This window comes from Bradyrhizobium sp. Ec3.3 (genome assembly GCF_000472925.1).
Classification (GTDB): Bacteria; Pseudomonadota; Alphaproteobacteria; order Rhizobiales; family Xanthobacteraceae; genus Bradyrhizobium.
The window spans coordinates 168314-191014 of the sequence record NZ_AXAS01000009.1; the positions used below are offsets into that span (position 1 = coordinate 168314).

Genomic DNA, 22701 nt, shown 5'->3' on the forward strand with positions numbered 1-22701 from the left:
CGCCGCTTCCAGCGACTGCTTGCGGCGGATCAGATCCGAGGCGCGGTCGGTTCGCGCGAGGATCAGTACTTCGCGACGAGCGGACCACCCCAGCGGTAGTTCACGCGAACCAGGCCGATGTCGATGTCCTGGCCGATACGGGCGGTTCCTGCAAAAGCGCCCGGCGGAAGACCAAAGACTCCGGTGAAGTAGAAGTTCACGTCGCGATGACCCATGAACAGGTGATCGTATTCAACACCGACCGACCAGTTCGGAGCGAAGCCAAATTCGAGGCCAGCCCCCACCGTTCCACCCCAGCGGGTCTCGCTCGCAGTGTCGATCGCCAGCCCGGTCGGAATATCGGAAGCGCGATATTTGTCACGGACGACCGCGGCACCACCCTTCACATAGAGCAGCACGTTGTTCCAGGCATAGCCGACCTGGCCTGTGAACAGGCCGAACGCATCGATCCTTGATTCATCCTCGACGGTCGCGAAGACGAGGTTGGCATTGGCCCCCTTGAAATCAGCCCAGTTGCCCTGTGCTTCCACGCCGAACACCCAGCTCGCCGTCTGCCAGCGGTAGCCGATCTGACCGCCGACCGTGCCTCCCGTGGCATTGTGGCACCCCATGGAAGCGGGCGGAACGACGACCACTCCACCCATATTGATCAGGTCCCAGCACTTATGGGCAGAGCCTCCACCGCCATTGATGCCGATGTAGAAGCCGCTCCAGTCATAGATCGGAGCAACCACTGGAGGGGGCGCTTTGGTGTACGGCCGAGCCGCCAGATCAGCGGCCGAGGCAGGAGCGGCAAGTGCGACGAGGGCAAACGCGCCCAGCAAGATCTTCTTCATGGTGTCGACCCCGAAATCGAATCTACTGCGGAGCCCCCACGCACAACCTATCATTGTCCTCCAAAATTCACGTCACCCGAACGCCACACCGCAGAGAAAGGTGAGAGTTCCTCAACCGGACGTTGATACCGCAGCCATCGCGGGTTACGCGCAGCTCAAAGCGTAGATGGTAGATCGATCGGGTGGGTTAGCCGAAGGCGTAACCCGCCTCTTTGTCTACGCGTCGCCAGACGTGGTGGATTACGCTTCGCTAACCCGCCCTACGAAGTGGCGCCTTCACGCCACCGCCGTCTCGGGCACGTTAGCCGCTTCCATCGGCTGCTTGCCGCGGATCAGGTCCGACGCGCGGTCGGCGATCATCATCGTTGAGGCGTTGAGGTTCGCCGAGATCATGCGCGGCATCACCGAGGCGTCGACGACGCGCAGGCCCTGCAGGCCGTGGACGCGGAGCTGGTCGTCGACCACGGCCCAGGTGGACTCGGCCGGGCCCATGCGGCAGCTGCAGCCGGGGTGGAAGGTGGTGGTGCCGCGCTCGGCGGCGGCGTGCAAGAATTCGTCGTCGGTGTTGACGTTGGGTCCGGGGAAATCCTCGTAGGCGTAATAGCGCGACAGCGGCGCCGACTTCAAAAGCCTCCGCGCGAGCTTCATGCCGCCGACGATGACGCGGCGATCGAGCTCGGCGTCGAGATAGTTGGTCTGGATGATCGGTGGTGCAAACGGATCATTGGAGCGGATGCGCACATAGCCGCGGCTTTCGGGACGCTGCTGCCACGAGGCGACCGTCATGCCGGGCTCGTCCTCGAGCTGGCCCTGCACGCCCTCCTTGTAGCTGGCCGGCGTGAAGGTGAGCTGGAGGTCCGAGCGATCCGGGCTCTCGCCCGAATACCAGAAGCAATAGACCATGGTCGGCGACAGCGACAGCAGGCCGCGTCGCGCAGTCGCCCATTTCAGCGCCTCGACCCAGAGATGCCAGCCGCGGCGAAGCTCGTTGATGGTCTTGATGTCCTTGACCCGCGCCACCGTGCGCGGCGCGTAATGGTCCTGCAAGCCTTCGCCGACAGGGAGCGCGTGGCGCACCGCGATGCCGTGCGATTGCAACAGATCGGGCGAGCCGACGCCGGAGAGCTGGAGCAGCTGAGGCGAATTATAGGCGCCGCCGGCGAGGATCACTTCCTTGTTGGCGCGCACCTCGACCGGCGAGCCGCCGCGGCCGCCCTTCATGTAGCGCACACCGACCGCGCGCTTGCCCTCGAAGACGATCTCGGTGGCGTGCGCATGGGTATGCACATGCAAGTTTGGCCGTTTCATCGCGGGCCTGAGGAAAGCGGTCGAGCCGGAGACGCGCAGGCCGTTGTCGATGGTGCGCTGGCAATATGACACACCCTCCTGGGTCTTGCCGTTGTAGTCCGGGTTGCGCGGAATGCCGAGCGAGACTGCGCCTTCCATGAAGGCCTCGCAAAGCGGATCGCGCCACTCCATCGTGGTGACGGTGAGGCTGCCATCGCGCCCGCGATAGAGCGCCTCGCCCTCGCCGACCCGCTTCTCCAGCCGCTTGAAATACGGCAGCACGTCGGCATAGCTCCAGCCGCGATTGCCCATCTGCGCCCAGGTGTCGAAGTCGAGGTTCTGGCCGCGGTTATAGATGTGGCCGTTGATCGAGGACGAGCCGCCAAGCGTCTTGCCGCGCGGCGCGTAGATGCTGCGCCCGCCGGTCCAGGGCCCTACCTCCTGCTGGTACGCCCAGTTGATGCTCTTCATGTGGAAGGTCTTGATGAAGCCCGCCGGCAGATGGATGTAGGGATGCCAGTCGCTCGGGCCCGCCTCGAGCACGCACACGGTCGTGCTCGGATCCTCGCTGAGCCGGTTGGCGAGCACGCAGCCCGCGGAGCCTGCGCCCACGATCACATAATCAAATCTATCCATCTTGCCTCGAACCGCCTCAGCGCGGCCTGTCGTTGAGTTGATATGTCAAATGCGCCTTCACTGTCGGCCATTCGGCGGCGGTGATGCTGTAGACCACGGTATCGCGCAGCGTGCCGTTCGGCGCCACCTGGTGGCTGCGCAAGATGCCGTCCTGCTTGGCGCCGAGCCGCTCGATGGCACGCCGGCTCTGGTGATTGAAGAAATGGGTGCGGAATTCCACCGCAATGCAGTTCAGCTGCTCGAAGGCATGGGTCAGGAGCAGCAGCTTGCACTGCGTGTTGAGAGGGCCGCGCTGCGCGCTCTTGGCGTACCAGGTCGAACCGATCTCGACTCGGCGGTTGGTCGCATCGATGTTCATGTAAGTGGTCTGGCCAACGATCCTGCCATCGGCATCGAATACCGTGAACGGCACCATGGAGCCAGCGGCCTGCAAGCCGAGGCGGCGGTCGATCTCCTTGGCCATGTTCTCGGGCGCGGGGATCGCGGTGTACCAGAGCTTGTCGAGCTGGCCGTCCTTGACGGCCTCCACCAGGGCGTCGCGATGCTGATGCGACAGCGGCTCCAGCCGCGCATGCTCGCCACGGAGGGTGATGGGATCAGGCCAGGGCATTGATAATTTCTCCTTCGTCATTGCGAGGAGCGAAGCGACGAAGCAATCCAGACTGTCTCCGCGGATGGATTTCTGGATTGCTTCGCTTCGCTCGCAATGACGACTTGTCTCACTTATTCAAAAAATTCAACGGCAGTCCGCCGCGCGGCCAGTCCATGGCGATCAGCTCGCCCTTGCCCGACAGCGTGACATAGGCGGTCTTGAGCTCAGGGCCGCCGAAAGCGATGTTTGTTGTGACGCGGTCGCCGGTCGGGACCTGCTCGACCAGCTTGCCATCCGGTGCGATCACCGAGATGCAGCCGGAGACGAGGGTCGCGACACAGACATTACCGTTCGCCTCGACCGCGAGCGAGTCGAACATCTGGTAGCCGCCAAGCCCCGCGATCGGCTTGCCGCGCTCGCCGCGATAGATCACCTCGCGCGGCTTCAGCGTGCCGGGCGCGGACAACTCGTAGGCCCAGAGCCGCGCGGTTGGCGTTTCCGCGATATAGACGGTGTTTTCGTCCGGAGACAGCCCGATGCCGTTCGCCGGCAGCACGCCATGCACGACCTCGACGATCTCGCTCATGCCAGGCTTGAGATAGTACATCCCGCCGACATCCATGTCGCGCGCTCGACGCTTTCCGAGGTCGGAGAACCACAGGCCGCCATGCCGGTCGAAGACGAGATCGTTGGGACCGCGCAAGTCATGCTCGCCGCACTTGGTCACGACCGTCTCGACCTTGCCCGATTGCAGGTCGACGCGCTGGATCGAGCCACCCAGATAATCATCGGGCTGCGCCCCCGGCATGATCATCTTGCCAGTCGGGATCCAGGAGAAGCCGCCATTGTTGCAGATGTAGATCTTGCCGTCAGGGCCGAGCGCCGCGCCGTTCGGCCCGCCGGGAATTTTCGCGACGATCTCTTTCCGTCCGTCGGGATAAACACGCGTGAACCGTGCCCCACGGATCTCCACCAGCACGACCGAGCCGTCCGGCATCACCACCGGCCCTTCCGGAAACTCGAGGTCGGTGGCGAGAACGCGGACGTCGGACATTTTGGCCTCCCTGCGGCTTGTTATGGCTTGCACGGGAGATGTCGGCCCGCACGCAAGATTTGCACGCGGTTATGGCAAAGTCGCTCCCGCTTGCCAAGCAAGCGGCCGGGTATGCCAGCGTTGCGCGCTAAGGCGCGACAAGTGGTCATCGCGCCTTAGATTGTTGTTTGAGCATGATCTTTTCGGAAAACCGCTGCGCACTTTTCCGGATCATGCTACTCCTTCACCGGCACCCAGATCTCGAAGCCGCCATGGCCGGTCTTGGGATCGAACTTTTCGTCATAACGTTCGAAGTTCGGCGCGTCCGCCGCCTTCAGTCCCGAGGCCGGCAGCCACTGATTCCAGATCGTGTTGACGGTGCGGCGGATCGAGGCGACGTGATCGGTGTGAGTGAACACCGCATAGCGTTGCTCGGGAATGCGGATGCGACCGAAGCGCCGCGGCAGGTCGGAGAAATCGGCGACCTCGACGCCGGCGATATAGTCGAAATTGCCGGCATCGTCGCCGTTGCAGCAGACACCGTACGCCACGTCGCCAATGCGCGCGGGAATGTCCGCCACCTCCTGGTGGAAGCGATGCCACAGGCCCGGAATGGCGGCGCTATTGTCGCAGGAGATGCGCTCAGCAGGGCCTGCGACGAGAAACGCCTTTGCGGTTTCGAAACGGGGCGGTGCGAGATTGTCGAGCATGGTGGAGTCCATGAGGATCGGCTCCTGAAGCTTGAGGTGTTTGACGCACGTCGCCGCCCTGACCGCTTCGGGTGTCACGCCGAAATGGTCGCGGAACGCGCGGGTGAAGGCTTCGTGGGAGCCGTAGTCCGCTTCCAGCGCCAACGACAAAATGTCCGGCGCGCCGCGCGCCAGCGCGCGAGCGGCTTCCGTAAGCCGCCGCGCCCGCACGTAGCGCATCACCGGAAAGCCGGTCGCTGCCGCAAACGCGCGCACCATGTGGAAGCGCGACACGCCGCCGATCTCCGCGATCTCGTCGAGCGTGAGCGGCTCGGCGAGATGGCTTTCGATGAACCAGAGTGCGCGCTGGGCTGGGTTCATGAACTTACGGCCCTCATTCGAAGCGACACCGTTTTACGCAATCGGTCGAGACTTCACTTGATCGACGTTGCTCTCGTGCCCCGGGCGCAGCGCAGCACGTCAGTGATGCGCTGCTGAACCGGGGTCCATCTCTCCGCCAGCGTTACCGCGGCACTGGATCCCGGCTCTGCGTCGCATCACTGCGTGCCGCGCCGCGTCCGGGACACGAGCGTGTTCATTTCGACGGGTCCTTCGCTGCCGGCATAGCGTCCTTCGCTGCTGGCGCGTCCTGCTTTTTCTTCAGATCCTCCGCCGTCTTCGACTGCGCGGCCTGGAGATCGCCGAGCGTCTTCTGCAAACCTGCCACCGTCGCTTTCAACGCGTCGATCTGGCGATTGGCGGCATCGATCTTCTGCTGATGATCGAGGGTGAGCTTGGTCATCGTCTTCTGAAGAAAGTCGACGTTGCTTTGCAGGCAGCTCGTCCGCCGCTCCCAGGTCTTCTCGACCGTGCATATCTCGATGCCGGGAACATCCTGCGCGCGAGTGTGTTCCATCGACATCGTCGCGAGCAGCAAAATCGTGACACATAGCGAAGCATTCCGGCCCGGCATGCAGGTTCCTCATGAAACGTCGATCACGGCAAATTGCGCAGACGTTGCGCACGCCCGTGACGATACCATACTGGCACCGCATTCTCGCGTTGAGCTTGGGAGTTCCTCGATATGGAGGACTAACGACGGACGCGGAGAGTGGGGCGGCTTTGCTCGCGTTCTTTTTTGAGGGGAGATTATTTAGGATGGCAACGCGCGAAAGACGTCTGGCCGAATTCAATGGCGAGGGAGAACCACCGTCGGGGATGCCGGTCGAAGTGCTTTGCGAAGACCATAGTGGAACCTACACGCTGCCCTTTGCCTGCCGCTACGTCGGCGGGCGCTGGCAAAACCATGAAGCAGGCATCGCCGTCGAGGCGACCGTGATCGGTTGGCGCCTGCCGCGACTGAAACAGACGGGTGCCGTGTAAGAAACAGGCCGACCTGTCCCAAAATGCGACGGAGCCTGGCCGGATTTTAAGGTACGGAACGCTGACCGAACGAATCGCGTCCGAATCAGCCGCCGGGCTCCGTTGTCGACCTGTTCACCGCTAGATGTCGGCGCGACATGGCGTCGACGTACCAGATCAAGAAAAGGCGCGCGCGGGCAAAGCCCTGCGACCGGCGGTAAAGGTTAATGCGCCGTGCAAACGGGCAACCTCACCGCAAGGCTGCCTAATATTCGACCTCGAGCTCCTCGATCTCCGCCGGCTCCGCCCTGGCGGCCGCGATCCATTCCTTCATCTCGTCCATGCCCATGATGGTATCGGCATACGCCTTGAGCTGCGGCTCGAGCTTGACGTCATAAGTCACAAAACGAGTCACGACGGGCGCGTACATCGCATCCGCCATGGTGCGCTTCTCGCCGAACAGGAACGGACCACCGGACTTTTCCAGGCAGTCGCGCCAGATCGCCCAGACGCGATCGATGTCGGCCTGCGCCCGCGACCAGATCTTGAAGCCGGGGAAATGGCCCTTCAGGTTCACGGGCAGCGAGGCGCGCAGCGTCGTGAAGCCGGAATGGATTTCACCACAGATCGAGCGGCAATGGGCACGCTGGATGCGGTCGGCCGGCAACAGCCCGGCGTCCGGCATGATCTCGTTGAGATACTCGCCGATCGACAGCGTATCCCAGATGGTGGCGCCCTCGTGCCGCAGGCACGGCACCAGGATCGAGGAGGACAAAAGCAGGATCTCGGCGCGCGCGGACGGGTCGTCCGGCGCGGTGACGATCTCCTCGAAATCGAGCTTTGAGAATTTCGTCAAAAGCCAGCCACGCAGCGACCAGGACGAGTAGTTCTTGCTGCTGATGGTCAGTGTCGCCTTCGCCATATGGCCCTTCCTTCGCGCCTGAATTCCTGACGCCGCCGTCCCGTTTTGCGCGGTGCAGGTGCCCACCGTTTGTGCTTCCCCGTATTCCACAGCAAGCGACATGCCAGTTTTCAGGGCGAATTGACTCGAATCTGGCGTCGATATTGCATAGTGGCCTGGGGTCAGGGTGGGCGTTTCAGTAATGATGTCGATGTATTATCAGGCCTTTCAGAACCACATGGATCTGACCGAGCCATGGCGGGCCGGGGCTTCGTCTGCCCTGAAATATCTCAACCTGGTGCCGCAGGGGATGTCGGGTGCCGTGGTCGGCCGCCTCTCGGCCGCGCTCGAGCTGATCTCGCGCTCCACCATCACCTATGACCGCCCGGCCTATGGCATCGACAGCGTGATGGTGGGAAATCGCGAGGTCGGCGTCCGGGAGGAGATCGCCTACGCCACGCCTTTCGGCTCGCTGCTTCATTTCAAAAAGGACGATGGCCCCGAGCAGCCGCGCATGCTGCTGGTGGCGCCGATGTCCGGCCATTTCGCCACGCTCCTGCGCGGCACCGTGAAGACGCTGCTCCAGGACCACGACGTCTACATCACAGACTGGCACAATCCGCGCGACATCCCGCGCAGCGAAGGCCGCTTTGGCCTCGACGACTACACCGAGCACCTCATCGACTTCCTCGCTCAGCTCGGCCCGCGCCCGCATATGGTCGCGATCTGCCAGCCGTCGGTTTCCGCCCTCGCGGCCGCCGCGATCATGTGCGAAGACAACCACCCTTCCCGCCCGGCGACGCTGACGCTGATGGCCGGCCCGATCGACACGCGTGTAGCGCCGACCAAGGTCAACGAGTTCGCCAAGAGCAAGCCGATCACCTGGTTCGAGCGCAATCTGATCAACTACGTGCCAGTGCAGTGCCGCGGCGCGTTGCGCAAAGTCTATCCGGGCTTCGTGCAGCTAACCGCCTTCGTCTCGATGAATCTCGAGCGCCACATCAAGCAGCATCTCGACCTCGCCAATCACATCGCCAAGGGCGAGAAGGAGAAGGCGGCGACCATCAAGACATTCTACGACGAATATTTCGCGGTGATGGACCTGCCCGCAGAGTTCTACATCGAGACCGTCCGCGACGTCTTCCAGGAGCATCTGCTGCCGCTCGGCAAGCTGACTTATCGCGGGCGGATGGTGAACCCGAAGGCGGTCAGCCGCATGGGCCTGATGACGGTCGAGGGCGAGAAGGACGACATCTGCTCGATCGGCCAGACGCTCGCAGCACAAGATCTCTGCACCGGTGTGCGCGCCTACCGCCGCGTCCATCACATGCAGGCCGGCGTCGGCCATTACGGCGTGTTCTCGGGCAAGCGCTGGAATAGCGAGATCTATCCGCTCTTGCGGGATTTCGTGCACGTGAACTCCTGAACCGGTTGCGCTCCTCCTGACCCCGACGGCGCGAAACGCAGTCCGGGACATCGGCGTCGGCCGTGCGTCCCTGGATTACGTTGCGCTGCATCTGCGCTACAATCCCGACGGGAATGTTCCTTTCTGGGGAAAGTCCACCACTTGGCCCGCTCGAAAATTGACCGGCAATGGCCGGAAGCGGAGTCTGTCGCTCAATTTGGCCCGCGAGCACGTCAGGAGAGCGGCCGGCGTCCGTCCGCTTTTGCGGCAGAAGTCTTGGGTATGAGAGCATGAGACTCAGGGGGCTTCTGATCCTCGCGATGGTCGCGCAGGCCGCGGTGACAGCGGTTGCCCTGCTTGCGTCCGGCGTCATGACCGGTACCGCGAGCGCGCATGCGTTCAGCACGGCTCAACTCCTCGCCCTGTTGGCAAGCAGCCTCGTTGCCCCGCTGCTCGCGCTGGGCTGCGCACGCGTGATCGAGAGATCGCAGACCAAGCGCACCGCGGCGCTGGACGCGGATCAGGCGGAGGCACGACGGGCGCTTGCGGACAGCGCGCGGCAAACGCAGGCGGTGATCCGGACCGCGCTCGACGCCTTCGTGCAGACCGATGAAGACGGTGTTGTCGTCACCTGGAGCCCTCAGGCCGAGGCGCTGTCGGGATGGACGCGAACCGAGGCGGTCGGCGCCGACATCGTCGAGCTGGTGGTGCCAGGGCCGCTCCGCGCCGCCTTCCGGCAGCGCATGAAGCGACGCCTGAGCGAATTGTCGGAAACCCCGATCGGTATGCGCTTCGAAGCGGTCATGGTCCACAAGGGCGGCGACGAGATCCTGATCGAGGCGTCGAGCACGGGCTTGCGTCTCGGCGACCGCACCATCGTCAACACCTTTGCAAGGGACGTCACCCAGCAGCGCGTTGCCGAGGAGCAGCTCATCCAGGCCCAGAAGATTGAGGCGGTCGGCCAGCTCACCGGCGGCATCGCGCACGAGTTCAACAACATGCTCACCGTCATCACGGGGACGATCGAGATCCTCGCCGATGCCGTGAAGGACAGCCCGCACCTTTCGACCATCACCAAGCTGATCAGCGAGGCGGCCGACCGCGGCGCAGCGCTGACCTCGAGCCTGCTCTCCTTCGCAAGGAAGCAGGCGCTGCAGCCGACCGAGATCGATGTCAATGACCTGCTCGAAGAGGCCACCCGACTCCTGCGGGCGACGTTCGACAAGCAGATCGAGATCATTACCAGTCTCGATCGTGCGATCTGGCCTGCGCTCGTCGACCGCGGACAGCTCAGCTCGGCGCTGCTCAACCCCGCGATCAATGCTCGCGACGCGATGCCCGCGGGGGGCAAGCTCACGCTGAGAACGCGCAACGTCGTGCTCGGCGTTCGCGAAGCCGTAACGATCGGCGTCGGCTATGCCGGCGACTATGTCGAGATCGAGGTCACCGATACCGGCACCGGCATTCCGCAGTCCATCCTCGACCGGATCTTCGATCCGTTCTTCTCGACCAAGGAGGTTGGCAAGGGAACGGGGCTCGGGCTCAGCATGGTGTTCGGCTTTGCCAAACAGTCCGGCGGCAGTATCAAGGTCGCTTCCGAGGAAGGCCGCGGCACCACGTTCAAAATCTACCTGCCCAAGGCCGACACGCGCGCGCGGCGCCCGGCGGGCGAGGACGCGCGCAAGGTGCCGGGCGGTCACGAGACCATCCTCTGCGTCGAGGACGACCGCGACGTCCGCAACTACGTCACGGTCCAGCTCGAGAACCTGGGCTACAAGGTCATTGCCGCCGCCAATGCTGCCGAGGCGCTCGCGATCGCAGCCGGAGGTGCGCAATTCGACCTGCTGTTCACCGACATCGTGATGGCCGGCAACATGAACGGATGGCAGCTCGCCGAACAGATGGTGGCCTCGCGGCCGTCCTTGCGGGTGCTATTCACCTCAGGCCATGCCTACGATCCGCTCTACGCGCAAGGGCGCGCGGGGCAAGGCACGCCCCTTCTGACAAAACCCTACCGCAAGGCTGAGCTCGCGCGCATGCTGCGCCGCTGCCTCGACACGGCCGTGGATTCCGTCGGCGATCCTATCCCCACGCCCTATTCCGTCGAGGCGGAGCGCGATCGCTTCCTGCGCAAGCAGGCGTCCGATGACAGAACACGGGACTGAGCATGGATCGACAGACCAAGGCCACGCTGTGGGTCGCCTTCATCGTGATCGTGTCGTATTTCGTGTGGTTCTATGTCGGCTGCGCGATGGATGAGGCCTGCCGTGTCGTCTGCGAAGGCCGGATCTGCCACGCGCAATGGACGTCGGATACGGTCAAGCCCTAGCAACGTGCCGGCCTGATCATCGCATCACAGCGATGCGCTGCTGCAATCCTGCTCCGCGGGCAACTCGTCGGCATTGGGATCGCCCGGCGCCGTCGCCCAGGCGAGCTCGACCAGCGTTACGATTCTCCGCCCCGCACCGTCGAGCTGGCAGACGATCAGGCCCTGCTCCTCGATATAGGTGAGAAGACGCTGCGCGCGGCGCAGCGAGTGCGAGCCGTAGGCGCGTGCGATCGCGGCATCGCCCGGGCATGGCCAACCTTGCTTCGCCGCGCGGGCGATCATCATGAAGACGCCCTGCATGTCCTCCGGCAGGATCGAGGCACGCAGCGTAACGTCCTGCCAGCCGTCGTCCTCCGCGATATCGGTCCCAAGGCCGGCGCGGGCGCGCGTCAGCATGCGGCGGAATTCGCTCAAGTCAGGCGCGGCCGAACCGAGGCCTTCGATGCGGCAGCGGACCACGAACTCCTGATAGAGCACGCCGATGGCGCGGAAGCCGGCATCGGGTTCGGCCAGAATGGCGCGCAGGATGCGGTCCAGGCGCTCGCGCCGTTCCGCCAGCTCCTCGGCGCTCGGCTGCTGCTCCAGCGTTTCAGGGCGGATCTCCGGCGCCGCCGACTTTGCCGCCATGAGCTGGCCGAGCAGGTCCGGCGCCGGCCGGCGCTGCGGCCTGTTCGCCTCGGGCGGCGGGGCGGCGAGGATGATGGCGCGGGCGTCCTCGAGCGTCGCTTCCGGCAGCGGCAGGAGCCGCGGGGTCGCGTTGCGCGGCTTCGTCTCGGTCGCGCCAATGCGCAGGCCGAGCGGACGGCGCGAGAGCGCCGGGCCGAGCGCCATGAACTGTCCACGCTCCAGGTCCCGGAACGCATCGGCCTGTCGCCGCTCCATCCCCAACAGATCGGCGGCGCGCGCCATGTCGATGTCGAGGAAGGTGCGGCCCATGAGGAAATTGGAGGCTTCGGCCGCGACATTCTTGGCGAGCTTTGCCAGCCGCTGCGTTGCGATCACCCCGGCGAGCCCGCGCTTGCGGCCACGACACATCAGGTTGGTCATGGCGCCGAGCGAGAGCTTTCGCGCCTCGTCCGACACTTCGCCAGCAACCGCCGGCGCGAACAGCTGCGCCTCATCCACCACCACAAGCATCGGGTACCAGTGGTCCCGCTCGACGTCGAACATACCGCCGAGGAAGGCGGCGGCGCGCCGCATCTGGTTCTCGGCATCCAGTCCTTCGAGATTGAGCACGGTGGAAACGCGATGGATGCGCGCCCGCTCGCCGGCGACCTGGAGGCCCCGCTCGGTGTGATCCTCCGCCTGGATCACGAGGTGGCCGAACTGCTCCGCCAGCGTGACGAAGTCGCCTTCGGGATCGAGAATCGCCTGCTGCACCCAGGGCGCGCTCTGCTCCAGGAGCCGGCGCAAGAGATGCGACTTGCCCGAGCCGGAATTGCCCTGCACCAGAAGGCGAGTCGCCAGCAGTTCCTCGAGGTCCAGAGTCGCCGGGGCGCCAGCCGTCGTGTGCCCCATCTCGATCGCAACGGTCATGTCCCGACTCAAACCCTTCCTTCGCGGAGGAGGGGCTTATCAAGCTGATGGCGAGACGTCGAGCGGCGCATGGGCGATCACTCCGTATTCCACATGGCCTTGCGAGCGCAATCAGCGCAGATGCACCATCTGTGATGTCGTGGTAGATGCGATCGGCTCGCCCCCACGCAGCTTCACCCCCCGAAGATGCGTCATCCCAGTGCTCGGCAAAACGGAATCCGCGGACAGCTATGACAGGTGCGCTGAATGGCAATTGAACGAGACCTGGGTAAGCCAATCAATAAGACCCGCTGGCCCCTGCCGATAAAGCAATCCCGTTCCGGTCGCTACGTGGATTTGGAACTATTGCTGGAGGAACATTCAACCGAGCTCTGGCCTTTCGTTAGCGCCGCGCCGGAGAGTTTCACTTACCTGCGCTACGGTCCCTTTTCTCATATCGAAGAGCTTCAACGCATTCTCGCCGATCTCGCCAACCGTCCGGACCAACCATTCTGGGTTGTCATTCCGAAAGGGCAGAAGCCACAGGGCTGGCTTTCGTTGTGTGACGTTTACCATGAGGACGGCGGTATCGAGATTGGGAGTGTTTGGTTTGCGCCACCGCTCCAGGGCACGCGAGCAGCACGAGAAGCAGTTTTCCTGCTGATGTGCCATGCGATGGATGATCTTGGTTATGAGCGCTTGGTTTGGCGCTGTCAGGCACAGAACGCAAAGTCCTTCAAGGCCGCCAACAATTTTGGGTTTACCTATGAGGGAACATGGCGACGAGCGGCAGTTGTGGATGGCTGGCAGCGTGACGTGGCATGGTTCTCGATGCTGAAGGACGAATGGCCTCAACGTAAAGCGGCGTTGCAGCGATGGCTTTCCCATGAAAATTTTGACGACGCCGGTCGCCAGATCAAAACATTGGGAATGCAGGCCGGATAGTCCAAACGTGGCCTCGTTTACCGGCCCTCCTTTCCGAGCACGAGATTGATCGTGTGGGCGGCAATCTTGCGAAGCTGGGCTTCGTCGTCGAAGGCGCGTTCGAGCACGGCCAGTCCACGCGTCACGGTGACGATGTGGAGGGCGGCGATCTCCGGCGCGCCGTCGAACTCGCCTCGCGCAGCGCCCTCCGACAAGGCGCCCTGAACGAGATCGGTGATGCGGGACACCAGATCCGCAAAGGCCTGTCGCGCATTCTCGTCCAGCCCTTCGCCTTCAGCCGAGCCGAGCTCCATCAGTCCACGCGTGGTCGGACATCCCCGGGGCGGTGAGCCGGACCGGAAGTTTTTGATCGTCAGATCGAAAAACGCTGTGAGGCGCTTTCGCAAGCTGCCCGAGCCGAGCACCTTTTGAATGGCGCCGAGATACTCGCCCGCATAGCGCTCATAGGCTGCAAGAAATAGCGCCTCCTTGCTGCCGAAGGCATTGTAGAGGCTGCCGCGCTGGACACCCGCCTCGCGCGCGATGTCCGAGAGCGACGTTCCACGCACCCCTTTGCACCAAAACTGCTCAAACGCGACGCGCAGCACCTCGTCATGGTCGAACTCGCGCGGCCTCATGTGTTCATCCCTACCTTTGGGCAGAAAGTATTTGACACGATGTCAAGAACATGGCCTTAATTTTGGACACCACGTCAAAAACCTAATGGGATCGATCGCCGATTCCGTCAAGGAGGATCGCACCATGCCGCTCGTTCACATCTCGCTGCGTAAGGGAAAGCCGGACGCCTACCGGCAGGCGATCTTCGGCAGCCTTTACCGAGCGATGCGCGAAGCGCTCGGCGTGCCCGAGGACGACCAGTTCATGACCATCACGGAGCATGAGCCCGCGAATTTCCGCTACGGCGCGTCCTGCTTCGGCATCTCGCGGAGCGACGACGTCGTCTACATCCAGGTGACCGTGTTCGATACGCGCACGGCGGAGCAGAAGAAGGCGCTGTTCAAGCGGACTGCCGAGCTGCTCGGCGAAAGTCCCGGCATCGGTGCGGAGAACGTGTTCATCAACGTGCTCGAGGCAGCGAAAGAAAATTGGTCCGTCGGCCACGGTCTCGCGCAATTCGCGTGAGGTGATGAACTGCCGCGTCAGCTCAGCTGGCGCCTGAGCGTCGCCGAGGGCGTCTCGCCGAATTTTTCTCGATACGCGCCAGCCATGCGGCTCAAATGCGTGAAGCCGAGATCGAAGGCGATATCGGTGATCGAGCAGTCCAGCGCGCCCTGCGACAGACGCGCGTGGAGCGCGGCAAGGCGCATGTCGAGCAGCATCTCGGAAATCGACAGGCCGAAATGCCGGCGGAAGCCAAGCTGAAGCGCGCGGATGCCGATGCCGGAGGCACAAGCGAGCTCCGAAAGGTCGAGCGGCTCGGTCGCCCTCGCCGCGAGGCAGTCGCGTGCTGCGCGAAGCGCGCGCGGCAGCCGTTCGGCCTGCCCTGAGAAGGTGCGGATGGCGTCGGACAGGCCGTGTTGCTGGCCATTGAGGAGACAATCGAGCAGCGTCTCGCGCCAGTCGGCGATGGCGATCGCGGACAGCCGGCCGGCCGGCCCCAAGCGCTCGGCGAGCGTCATCAACTCGTCGAGCCTGGACCAGAGGCTACGCGCTGCCTCGGCATTGAGATCGATCGCCGGATCGAACTCCACCGTGCCGGCAGCACGCCCCGACAACGCGGCGGCACGCTGCTCAACCAGGCGGCGGTCGAGCAACAGGATGAGTTGCGCGCAGTTGTCCCAAACCATGCGGGTCGGCACCGTAGGCGACAAGAGCGAGGCGGTCGATGCGGGTGCGGTGTCCAGATCGCGCGCGCCGGCGCGGATCCGCGACGATCCGTGAAGCGGAATCTGCACCAGGAAGAAGCGCTCGAGGCAGCCGGGATCGATCGTGACCGAGCCGCCATAGGCGACATAGTTGATGGAAAAGCCGTCAAAGGCCGCGCAATTGTGCCGGGCGTAGAAGCCGGGCGCCCTTGCCTGAAGCGGTTGCAGCTGATGCGGGCAGAAGATGCGTCCGATCTGGTCGGCCGCTTCGTCGACCTCGGTGGTCGCGACGCGGGCGAAGGCCGCGAGCCTTTCGGCCCGGGACCCGGACGCGCCCATTTCCAGCTCGGCTGCGGACATCGTCGACCACGCTTGGCGTTGCAAATTGTTTTAAGCCTATAATAGTTCCACGACCCCGAAAAGAGCCGCGTCGCAAAAACGTCGTGCTGCACAGCAGCAGATTCGTTTAGCGGATAGACAGCCTTATCCCCCGGGCGGATGCTCCCTCCCGCCGGTCTCTTGATGGAGGGAGCCATGACTGCACTCGAAAAAGGCATTACTGCAAGCGGCACGGGTTTTGGCGGCAAAAGCTGGAACATCCTGGGGCAGCTCTATTTCCCCAAGGCCATCTGCGACTCCACGTTCGCGTTCGAGACCAACAGCGAGCCCGGCCAGTTCGTGCCGGTCCACATCCACCCCACCCAGGACGAGTTCATCCTGGTGCAGGAAGGCGTACTCGACCTCAAGCTTGACGGGGTGTGGACGAAGGCAAAGGCCGGCGACCTCGTGCGCATGCCGCGCGGCATCCCGCACGGTTATTTCAACAAGTCCGACAAGCCGGCGCGCGCGATGTTCTGGGTCTCGCCGATGCAGAAGCTGGAAGCGCTGTTCAACATGCTACACAACCTCACCGACCCCGCGGAGGTCGTGCGCATCTCGGCGCAGCACGAGGTGGACTTTCTGCCGCCCGAGGCCAACGACTAGGCGGCACGCCTCCTCGTCCAATTCACGCCCGTCGCAAGTCCAGCGGCCGCGCTTCGCGGCCGAACGGGACCTGCTGCGCCCAAAACATCACCAAATGCGAGCAAACCCATGGTCAGCCCCAAGCATGTCTGCGTGATCGGCGCCGGCGTCTCCGGCCTCGCCGCCGCAAAAGCGTTCTCCACCCGCGGCCACAAGGTCACCATCGTCGAGCGCAGCGCCGATCTCGGCGGCGTCTGGGAGCCGGCGCGCTCCTATCCGGAGGTGCAGACGCAGAGCCCGAAGGATCTCTATCGCTACACGGACCGCGCCATGCCGGAGGCCTATCCGGAATGGCCGACGGGACCGCAGGTGCACGCCTATCTCAACGACTACGCCAAGAGCTTCGGCCTTGAGCGCATGCTGCGCCTCAACACCAAGGTCGCCGGCATGGAGCGGCGCGCCGACGGCAAGCCCGGCTGGACGCTGGCGCTGTCGGACAAGGCCGGCGCGACGACGAAGGAGGATTTCGATTTCGTTGCGATCTGCACCGGTCAGTTCAACGAGCCGCGCGAGCTGAGCTGTCCCGGTGAAGATGGCTTCAAGGCGAAAGGCGGGCAGATCCTGCATTCCTCAAAATACAATGATCCCTCGATCGCCAATGGCCGCCGCGTCGTCGTGCTCGGCGGCTCGAAATCGGCGACCGACATCGCGGTGAACGCGGTGAAAGCCGGCGCGCGCGAGGTCACGATCGTGTTCCGCGAGCCGGTATGGCGCATCCCCTACTTCATCGGCGGGCTCGTCAACTTCAAGCGCATCCTCTACATCCGCGCCCAGGAACAGATGTTTCAAGGCTGGGACGCGAGCGCGCTGGCGCGCCTCGCGCATCGCGTCACGGCGCCCTTGGTGTGGGCGAACTGGCGTGGGCTGGAGAGTCTGCTCAAGGCGCAGCTCAAGCTGAAGCAATGCAGGATGGTGCCGAAGGAGCGGATCGAGGACGGAGTCAACTGCTCGGTGCCGATCGCAACGCCGGGCTTTTACCCGATGGTCGCCGACGACCGCATCAAGGCCGTGTTCGGCACCTTCGATCACTACGAGGGCAACACCATCGTGATGAGCGGCGGCGAGCGCGTCCAGGCCGACGTCGCCGTGCTCGCGATCGGCTACAAGCTCGGCGTGCCGTTCCTGCCTGCGGCCTATCAGTCAAAACTGGTCGACGCCGACGGCCAGTACCGGCTCTATCGCCTGATCGCCAACCCTGATCTGCCCGACATGGGTTTTGTCGGCTTCAACTCGTCGTTCTGCACCGTGCTCTGCGCCGACCTCGCCGCCAACTGGCTGGTGCGCTACGCCGACGGCCAGCTCGCGAACCAGCCGACCGCGCAAGCGATGCGCGACAACATCGAGATGATGCTGCACTTCAAGCGCGCCGAGCGCCCGGCAGCCGGCGTCTATGGCGGCCTGTGCGTGGCGCCCTACCACTATCGGCATTTCGACGAGCTGATAGCCGATATCGGCGCAAAGGAGCAGAAGCGAGGTGGCCTCGCCGAGCGCTTCCTGCCACCGGACGCGGACGCCTATGCGCGGTATCTCGCGTCGGCGCCGGATTATCGAGCAGCGGCGGCTTAACCGCCGCCTCCTCCCGCCCGGCCGATCAGAGAGCCTTGGTGAAGTGATAGCGCCGAATGCCGCCGCCAAGCGTCCTGTTGCTTGTGGCCTCGGCAATCTCTTCGCGCACGCGCGTGTATCCGGCGTTTTCGTAGAGCGCCAGAGCTTCGCGCTGAAGCGCTGACGTGCTCAAATCCAGTCTCGACCGCTTGCGCCTCCGGCATTCCAGCTCGGCGAAGTCGAGCATTCGTCGTGCGATCCCGCGGCGTCGGACGGCAGGGTCGACATACATGCGGCGCAACTCCATTGCGCCATCACCCGCGGGCTCAAGGCCGAACATGCCGACAATTGTCCGGTCCTCGACTGCGACCCAGAAGCCGCCATTCCGCTCTGAGTAATAGTCGGCGATGCGATCAACCTCCTCGGCCAGCGAACGGGCGATGTAGGCTTCGAACGCCTCCTTCATCTCAGCGGGCGCCAACAGCCGATTCACCCGAACGAACAACTCTCGCACAGCGACCGCATCGCCAGCCAGGAATTCGCGAATGTCCATCCGATCCCCTCGTCCAGAGATCACTTCAGCACGGTCTCCAGATCCGAATAGATGACATCGGCCGTGCGCTGATAGTGCCGCTGGAGCAGCTTGACGGCCTCCTCCGTCTTCCGGTCGAGCACCGCCTGAAGGATCTGCGCGTGCTCGGCGCCGACTTTGCGGACCGGATAGGCCTTTGCGATCGACATCATGCGGTAGCGATAGAGCCGGTCGGCGAGCTGCTCGCAGAAGCCGAGCAGCGGGCGCGAGCCGCAGAGCCCGATCAACGTCGCGTGGAAGGCGCGGTGCGCCTTCTCCCAGTCCGGATTGTCCTCGAATTTTTCCGGATCGAGCGAGCGCGGCGTGCGGTCGAGCCGGTGATGCGTGACAAGGAGGGACTCCTCCCAGGCCTGGGTCGCGTTCTGCATGGACTCGCGCAACGCCAGGCCCTCGACCCAGCACCGCGTCTTGGTCAGCTCCTGGAGCTCGTCCTTGCTGACCGGCTTCACGTAGAAGCCGCGCTGCTCCATGCCGACGACGAATTCCTCCGAGGTCAGGCGGTTGAGCGCCTCGCGGAGCGGAGTCTGCCCGACATTGTAGTGCTCCATCAGGAAGCGCGACTGGAGCTTGCGTCCCGGCGCGAGGCGGGTGGTCAGGATGTCGGCCTTGAGGCGAGCATAGATGCTCGTCGCCAGCGTCGCCGGCTGCTCCATCTTCTGGCTCGACAGGTCAGAGCTCATGAGCGTCCCACTGATTCATCGGCGTTTTTTGTACATCAGCACGCACAAAGGCGATAATTTATAAATTTATGCTTTACGGTCTATTTTATATAGATTACCAGTTCGTCAAGAACAACAGGTTCGGTGGGCGATCCGCGATCCCGGATTGCCCGAGCCTCTTGACGAGGAAGCCCGATGTCCGATTTTCCGGTTGTCGCCTTGCGCAGCGTCGAGATTACGACGCCGCGCTTAAGCGCCTCGGCCGATTTCTACACAAAGGTGTGGGGGCTCGATTTCGCCGCGGAAGCTCACGGCACGATGTATCTCGCCGCTACCGGTGCGGACTTCCACGTTCTCGAACTGACGCAAGGCGAGCAGGCCGCGCTGCGCAAGGTCAGCTTTCGCGTGCAATCGCGCGAGGATCTCGATCGCCTGTTCGTCCGCGCGCGCGAGGCAAAATGCGAGATCATCACTCCGCCAGGCCCATCGCAGGCGCCGTCGGGCGGCGAGCATTTCGTGATCCGCGAGGGACAAGGCTGCTGCATGGAGTTCATCCATGGCGATCGCACCAAGACGGCGCGCGTCATCGCGGACCGGCCCGAGCGCCTCGCGCATGTCAACATCAACAGCGCCGATATTGAAGGGCTCTCGAGCTTCTATCAGCAAGTTCTCTGCTTTCGCCTGACGGACCGCTCGAGGCTGATGGCGTTCCTGTGCTGCAACAGCGATCACCACGCCGTCGTCCTTGCAGAAGCAAAGGTCAACGGTCTCAACCACGTCGCCTTCCTCATGCCGGACCTGGAGTCGGTGATGCGCGGCTCCGGCCGAATGGTCGATCACGGCTTTCCGATCGGCTGGGGCGTCGGCCGGCACGGCCCCGGCGACAACGTGTTCGCCTATTTCGTCGATCCGACGGGCGTCGTCATCGAGTACACCTCCGAAGTTTTGCAGGTCGACGACAGCTACCGTGCCAAGGGACCCGCCGAATGGGTCTGGCCGCCGGGGCGCACGGACCAATGGGGCATCGCGCCGCCCAAGAGCGAGGCCTGCAAGACGGCGCAGCTCTCCGTGCTCTTCGACGCGGGCCGGCGCGCATGACGACAGCTTCGACCACCCCCGACTATGACGTGCTCGTCGTCGGCTTCGGACCCACCGGCGCGGTTGCGGCCGGCCTGCTCGGCCGGCTCGGCCACCGCACGCTCGTCATCGACCGGCTCACCGATATCTACGACAAGCCGCGCGCGATCGCGCTCGATCACGAGATTTTTCGTCACTTCGACAATATGGGCGTTGCGGACGCCATCGCGCCTTACGTCGAGCCCTTCACCGCGTCCGAGCATTTTGGCGCCGACGGCCAGTTGATCCGCCGGATCGACATGGTCGCAAAGCCCTACCCGCTCGGCTATACGCCGAGCATGGTGTTCAGCCAGCCGCCGGTCGAGGCGGAGCTGCGCCGTCACGCTTTGAGCTTTGCTTGCGTCCGCGCCGAACTCGGCGTCGAGCTGGTCGATCTCGTGCAGCGCGACCGCGTCGAGGCCAAGCTGAAAGACGCCGACGGACAGCTGCGAACGGTGACTGCACGCTATGTGCTGGGCTGCGATGGCGCCTCCAGCACGGTACGGCAAATCGCAGGGCTTGCGCTCGAAGACCTGATCTTCGACGAGCCTTGGCTCGTGGTCGACGTGCGCGTCAATCAAGACCCTCTCGCAAAGCTGCCGCAAAACTCCGCGCAGTTCTGCAATCCGGCGCGGCCCGTGAGCTTTTTGATCGGCCCAAAAAACCATCGCCGCTGGGAGATCATGCTGCTGCCGGGCGAGGATCCGGGGCAGATGGAGCGGCCGGAGAACGTCTGGTCACTGCTGTCGCCCTGGCTCACGCCTGGAGATGGCGAGCTGTGGCGCGCGGCGTCCTACCGCTTCCACGCGCTGGTTGCCGCCAACTGGCGCAACGGGCGTATCATCATCGCGGGCGACGCCGCGCATCAGCAGCCGCCTTTCATCGGTCAGGGCATGTGCCAGGGCCTGCGCGATGCGACCAACGTCGTCTGGAAGCTCGATCGCGTGCTCAAAGGCATTTCGCCCGACGCAATGCTCGACAGCTACTCTGCAGAGCGCAAGCAGCACGTCATCGAGCTGACCGGCAAGATCAAGGCGATCGGCCAATCGATCTGCGAGCGCGATCCAGCCGCCGCGCGCCGTCGCGACGCGCAAATTTTGGCCGATGGCGGCGGCAAGCCGCTCGCGCTGACGCGACAGGAGATCATCCCGCCGTTGCGCGCGGGCTTTCTGTCGGAGCAGGACGGCGCCGCGCGCGGCAGCCTGTTTCCGCAGCCGCGCATCATGAGCGAGGGCGCTTCCCGCCTGCTCGATAAGGTCACCGGTCCTGGCTTGCGCGTGTTCATCGATGGCCGCCGCGGCGATGCGTCCTCGCTCGCCGCACTCTGCGCCGCATATCCCGATCTGCCGGCGACGGCCATCACGCCGGCCGGCATCGGCAAACCGGACACGCTCGAAGAGATCGACGGCGTGCTCGCCGGCTGGTTCGACCGTCACGGCATCGTCGCTGCGATCGTGCGGCCCGACCACTACGTGTTCGGCACCGCGCGCAACGCGTCCGAGCTCGACCACCTCCTGCGCGACATCAGCTCACGCCTGCACGGCAATCACAATCCGGATTTGAGAATGGAGAAGACAGCATGAAACTCGCAACCGTTGCGATCGACGGACGCACGACCTGGGGAGTCGTTGAGGGCGACAACTTTTTCGATGTCGGGACCGCACTCGCGTCACGCTATGCCGATCTGAAGGCAGCGCTCGCCGCCACCCTCGCCGGCGTAGCCGAAGCCAAGTCCAAGGCGGCCGCCACGCCGCTTGCGAAGCTCACCTGGCTGCCCGTTATTCCCAACCCGGACAAGATCCTCTGTGTCGGCCTGAACTACGAGACGCATCGGAAGGAAACCGGCCGCGCCGAGGTCGAGAACCCAACGATCTTCTCGCGCTACGCCAACAGCCAGACCGGGCACCTCAAGCCGATCATCCGGCCCCGCGTCTCGACCGACCTCGACTTCGAAGGCGAGCTTGCGGTCATCATCGGCAAGGCCGGACGCTACATCTCCCGCAGCGAGGCGATGGGCCATGTCGCCGGCTATGCCTGCTACAACGACGGCAGCGTCCGCGACTTCCAGCGCCACACCCACCAGTTCACGCCGGGCAAGAATTTTCCGGACACCGGTGCGTTCGGCCCGTGGATGATGACGCCGGACGAACTCGGCGAGCTCGCCGAGCTGAAGCTCACCACACGCCTCAACGGGCAGGTGGTGCAGGAAGCGCAGATCAAGCACATGATCTTCGATATCCCGCGCCAGATCGAATATTGCTCGACCTTCACGCGGCTCGAGCCCGGCGACGTCATCGTCAGCGGCACACCCGGCGGCGTCGGCGCCAAACGCACCCCGCCGCTCTGGATGAAGCCCGGCGACATCGTCGAAGTCGAGGTCGAGAAGCTTGCGATCCTGCGCAATCCGATCATCGACGAGGCGCGGTGAGCG

The 22701-nt window shown here is 64.0% G+C and carries 23 protein-coding genes; 11 read left to right on the forward strand and 12 right to left on the reverse strand.

Annotation, left to right across the window (positions count from 1 at the left end):
* Positions 1 to 62 precede the first annotated feature (62 nt).
* From YUU_RS0111105 to YUU_RS0111130, 6 genes are all read right to left on the reverse strand, one after another.
* A complete protein-coding gene (locus YUU_RS0111105; protein ID WP_027522432.1) occupies positions 63 to 836 on the reverse strand; it encodes an outer membrane protein in 774 nt (257 codons plus the stop codon).
* Positions 837 to 1112: 276 nt separating this feature from the next.
* Positions 1113 to 2759: a GMC family oxidoreductase gene (locus YUU_RS0111110; RefSeq protein ID WP_027522433.1), complete on the reverse strand. Its 1647-nt coding sequence runs from the start codon at positions 2757 to 2759 to the stop codon at positions 1113 to 1115.
* A 16-nt stretch (positions 2760 to 2775) separates the two neighbouring features.
* Positions 2776 to 3369 (reverse strand): GNAT family N-acetyltransferase, encoded by a 594-nt coding sequence (locus YUU_RS0111115; protein ID WP_027522434.1) that lies wholly within the window; start codon positions 3367 to 3369, stop codon positions 2776 to 2778.
* Positions 3370 to 3478: 109 nt separating this feature from the next.
* Positions 3479 to 4405, reverse strand: a complete 927-nt coding sequence (locus tag YUU_RS0111120) for an SMP-30/gluconolactonase/LRE family protein (RefSeq protein WP_027522435.1) — start codon at positions 4403 to 4405, stop codon at positions 3479 to 3481.
* Positions 4406 to 4620: 215 nt separating this feature from the next.
* Positions 4621 to 5454, reverse strand: coding sequence for an AraC family transcriptional regulator (locus tag YUU_RS0111125; protein ID WP_027522436.1), 834 nt, complete (start codon positions 5452 to 5454; stop codon positions 4621 to 4623).
* Between the two features lie 214 nt (positions 5455 to 5668).
* The gene (locus YUU_RS0111130; RefSeq protein ID WP_245287992.1) at positions 5669 to 5989 is read right to left on the reverse strand and encodes a hypothetical protein; all 321 of its coding nucleotides are present in this window, start codon (positions 5987 to 5989) and stop codon (positions 5669 to 5671) included.
* Positions 5990 to 6231: 242 nt separating this feature from the next.
* Between YUU_RS0111130 and YUU_RS0111135 the strand changes: the two genes are divergently transcribed.
* A complete protein-coding gene (locus tag YUU_RS0111135) occupies positions 6232 to 6456 on the forward strand; it encodes a hypothetical protein (RefSeq protein ID WP_027522438.1) in 225 nt (74 codons plus the stop codon).
* Positions 6457 to 6700: 244 nt separating this feature from the next.
* Here YUU_RS0111135 and YUU_RS0111140 read toward each other — a convergent pair whose 3' ends face one another.
* The gene (locus YUU_RS0111140; RefSeq protein ID WP_027522439.1) at positions 6701 to 7357 is read right to left on the reverse strand and encodes a glutathione S-transferase family protein; all 657 of its coding nucleotides are present in this window, start codon (positions 7355 to 7357) and stop codon (positions 6701 to 6703) included.
* 181 nt (positions 7358 to 7538) lie between these two features.
* Here YUU_RS0111140 and YUU_RS0111145 point away from each other — a divergent pair, with 181 nt between their 5' ends.
* From YUU_RS0111145 to YUU_RS58560, 3 genes are all read left to right on the forward strand, one after another.
* Positions 7539 to 8762 carry a polyhydroxyalkanoate depolymerase gene (locus YUU_RS0111145; protein WP_027522440.1) on the forward strand — a complete coding sequence of 408 codons (1224 nt, stop codon included), beginning with the start codon at positions 7539 to 7541 and terminating at the stop codon, positions 8760 to 8762.
* Between the two features lie 269 nt (positions 8763 to 9031).
* Positions 9032 to 10906: a PAS domain-containing sensor histidine kinase gene (locus YUU_RS0111150; protein WP_027522441.1), complete on the forward strand. Its 1875-nt coding sequence runs from the start codon at positions 9032 to 9034 to the stop codon at positions 10904 to 10906.
* A 2-nt stretch (positions 10907 to 10908) separates the two neighbouring features.
* On the forward strand, positions 10909 to 11070 hold the full coding sequence (locus YUU_RS58560) for a hypothetical protein (RefSeq protein WP_156944226.1): 162 nt from the start codon (positions 10909 to 10911) through the stop codon (positions 11068 to 11070).
* A 24-nt stretch (positions 11071 to 11094) separates the two neighbouring features.
* On the opposite strand, the gene YUU_RS0111160 is transcribed toward YUU_RS58560, so the two are convergent.
* Positions 11095 to 12606 carry an ATP-binding protein gene (locus tag YUU_RS0111160; RefSeq protein ID WP_027522442.1) on the reverse strand — a complete coding sequence of 504 codons (1512 nt, stop codon included), beginning with the start codon at positions 12604 to 12606 and terminating at the stop codon, positions 11095 to 11097.
* A gap of 246 nt (positions 12607 to 12852) precedes the next feature.
* Between YUU_RS0111160 and YUU_RS0111165 the strand changes: the two genes are divergently transcribed.
* Positions 12853 to 13530, forward strand: a complete 678-nt coding sequence (locus YUU_RS0111165; protein WP_035661985.1) for a GNAT family N-acetyltransferase — start codon at positions 12853 to 12855, stop codon at positions 13528 to 13530.
* Positions 13531 to 13547: 17 nt separating this feature from the next.
* Here the strand turns inward: YUU_RS0111165 and YUU_RS0111170 are convergent, their stop codons facing one another.
* Complete coding sequence (locus YUU_RS0111170; RefSeq protein WP_027522444.1) at positions 13548 to 14147, reverse strand: TetR/AcrR family transcriptional regulator; 600 nt, start codon at positions 14145 to 14147, stop codon at positions 13548 to 13550.
* A 124-nt stretch (positions 14148 to 14271) separates the two neighbouring features.
* On the opposite strand from YUU_RS0111170, the gene YUU_RS0111175 reads away from it, so the two are divergent.
* Positions 14272 to 14652, forward strand: coding sequence for a tautomerase family protein (locus YUU_RS0111175; protein ID WP_027522445.1), 381 nt, complete (start codon positions 14272 to 14274; stop codon positions 14650 to 14652).
* A gap of 17 nt (positions 14653 to 14669) precedes the next feature.
* Here the strand turns inward: YUU_RS0111175 and YUU_RS0111180 are convergent, their stop codons facing one another.
* Positions 14670 to 15695, reverse strand: coding sequence for an AraC family transcriptional regulator (locus tag YUU_RS0111180; protein ID WP_027522446.1), 1026 nt, complete (start codon positions 15693 to 15695; stop codon positions 14670 to 14672).
* Positions 15696 to 15869: 174 nt separating this feature from the next.
* On the opposite strand from YUU_RS0111180, the gene YUU_RS0111185 reads away from it, so the two are divergent.
* Positions 15870 to 16319, forward strand: a complete 450-nt coding sequence (locus YUU_RS0111185) for a cupin domain-containing protein (protein WP_027522447.1) — start codon at positions 15870 to 15872, stop codon at positions 16317 to 16319.
* A gap of 108 nt (positions 16320 to 16427) precedes the next feature.
* Entirely contained in the window at positions 16428 to 17924 is a 1497-nt protein-coding gene (locus YUU_RS0111190) for an NAD(P)/FAD-dependent oxidoreductase (RefSeq protein WP_027522448.1), read from the forward strand.
* Positions 17925 to 17949: 25 nt separating this feature from the next.
* On the opposite strand, the gene YUU_RS0111195 is transcribed toward YUU_RS0111190, so the two are convergent.
* Positions 17950 to 18456, reverse strand: coding sequence for a GNAT family N-acetyltransferase (locus YUU_RS0111195; protein WP_035661990.1), 507 nt, complete (start codon positions 18454 to 18456; stop codon positions 17950 to 17952).
* A 20-nt stretch (positions 18457 to 18476) separates the two neighbouring features.
* Positions 18477 to 19175, reverse strand: a complete 699-nt coding sequence (locus YUU_RS0111200; protein ID WP_027522450.1) for a GntR family transcriptional regulator — start codon at positions 19173 to 19175, stop codon at positions 18477 to 18479.
* A gap of 174 nt (positions 19176 to 19349) precedes the next feature.
* On the opposite strand from YUU_RS0111200, the gene YUU_RS0111205 reads away from it, so the two are divergent.
* From YUU_RS0111205 to YUU_RS0111215, 3 genes are read left to right on the forward strand one after another with little or no spacing between them, the layout of a single operon-like run.
* The gene (locus tag YUU_RS0111205; protein ID WP_027522451.1) at positions 19350 to 20252 is read left to right on the forward strand and encodes a VOC family protein; all 903 of its coding nucleotides are present in this window, start codon (positions 19350 to 19352) and stop codon (positions 20250 to 20252) included.
* Positions 20249 to 21853 (forward strand): bifunctional 3-(3-hydroxy-phenyl)propionate/3-hydroxycinnamic acid hydroxylase, encoded by a 1605-nt coding sequence (locus tag YUU_RS0111210; protein WP_027522452.1) that lies wholly within the window; start codon positions 20249 to 20251, stop codon positions 21851 to 21853. The genes YUU_RS0111205 and YUU_RS0111210 overlap by 4 nt, the downstream gene beginning before the upstream one ends.
* Entirely contained in the window at positions 21850 to 22698 is an 849-nt protein-coding gene (locus YUU_RS0111215) for a fumarylacetoacetate hydrolase family protein (protein ID WP_027522453.1), read from the forward strand. The genes YUU_RS0111210 and YUU_RS0111215 overlap by 4 nt, the downstream gene beginning before the upstream one ends.
* The last annotated feature ends 3 nt before the right edge of the window (positions 22699 to 22701 follow it).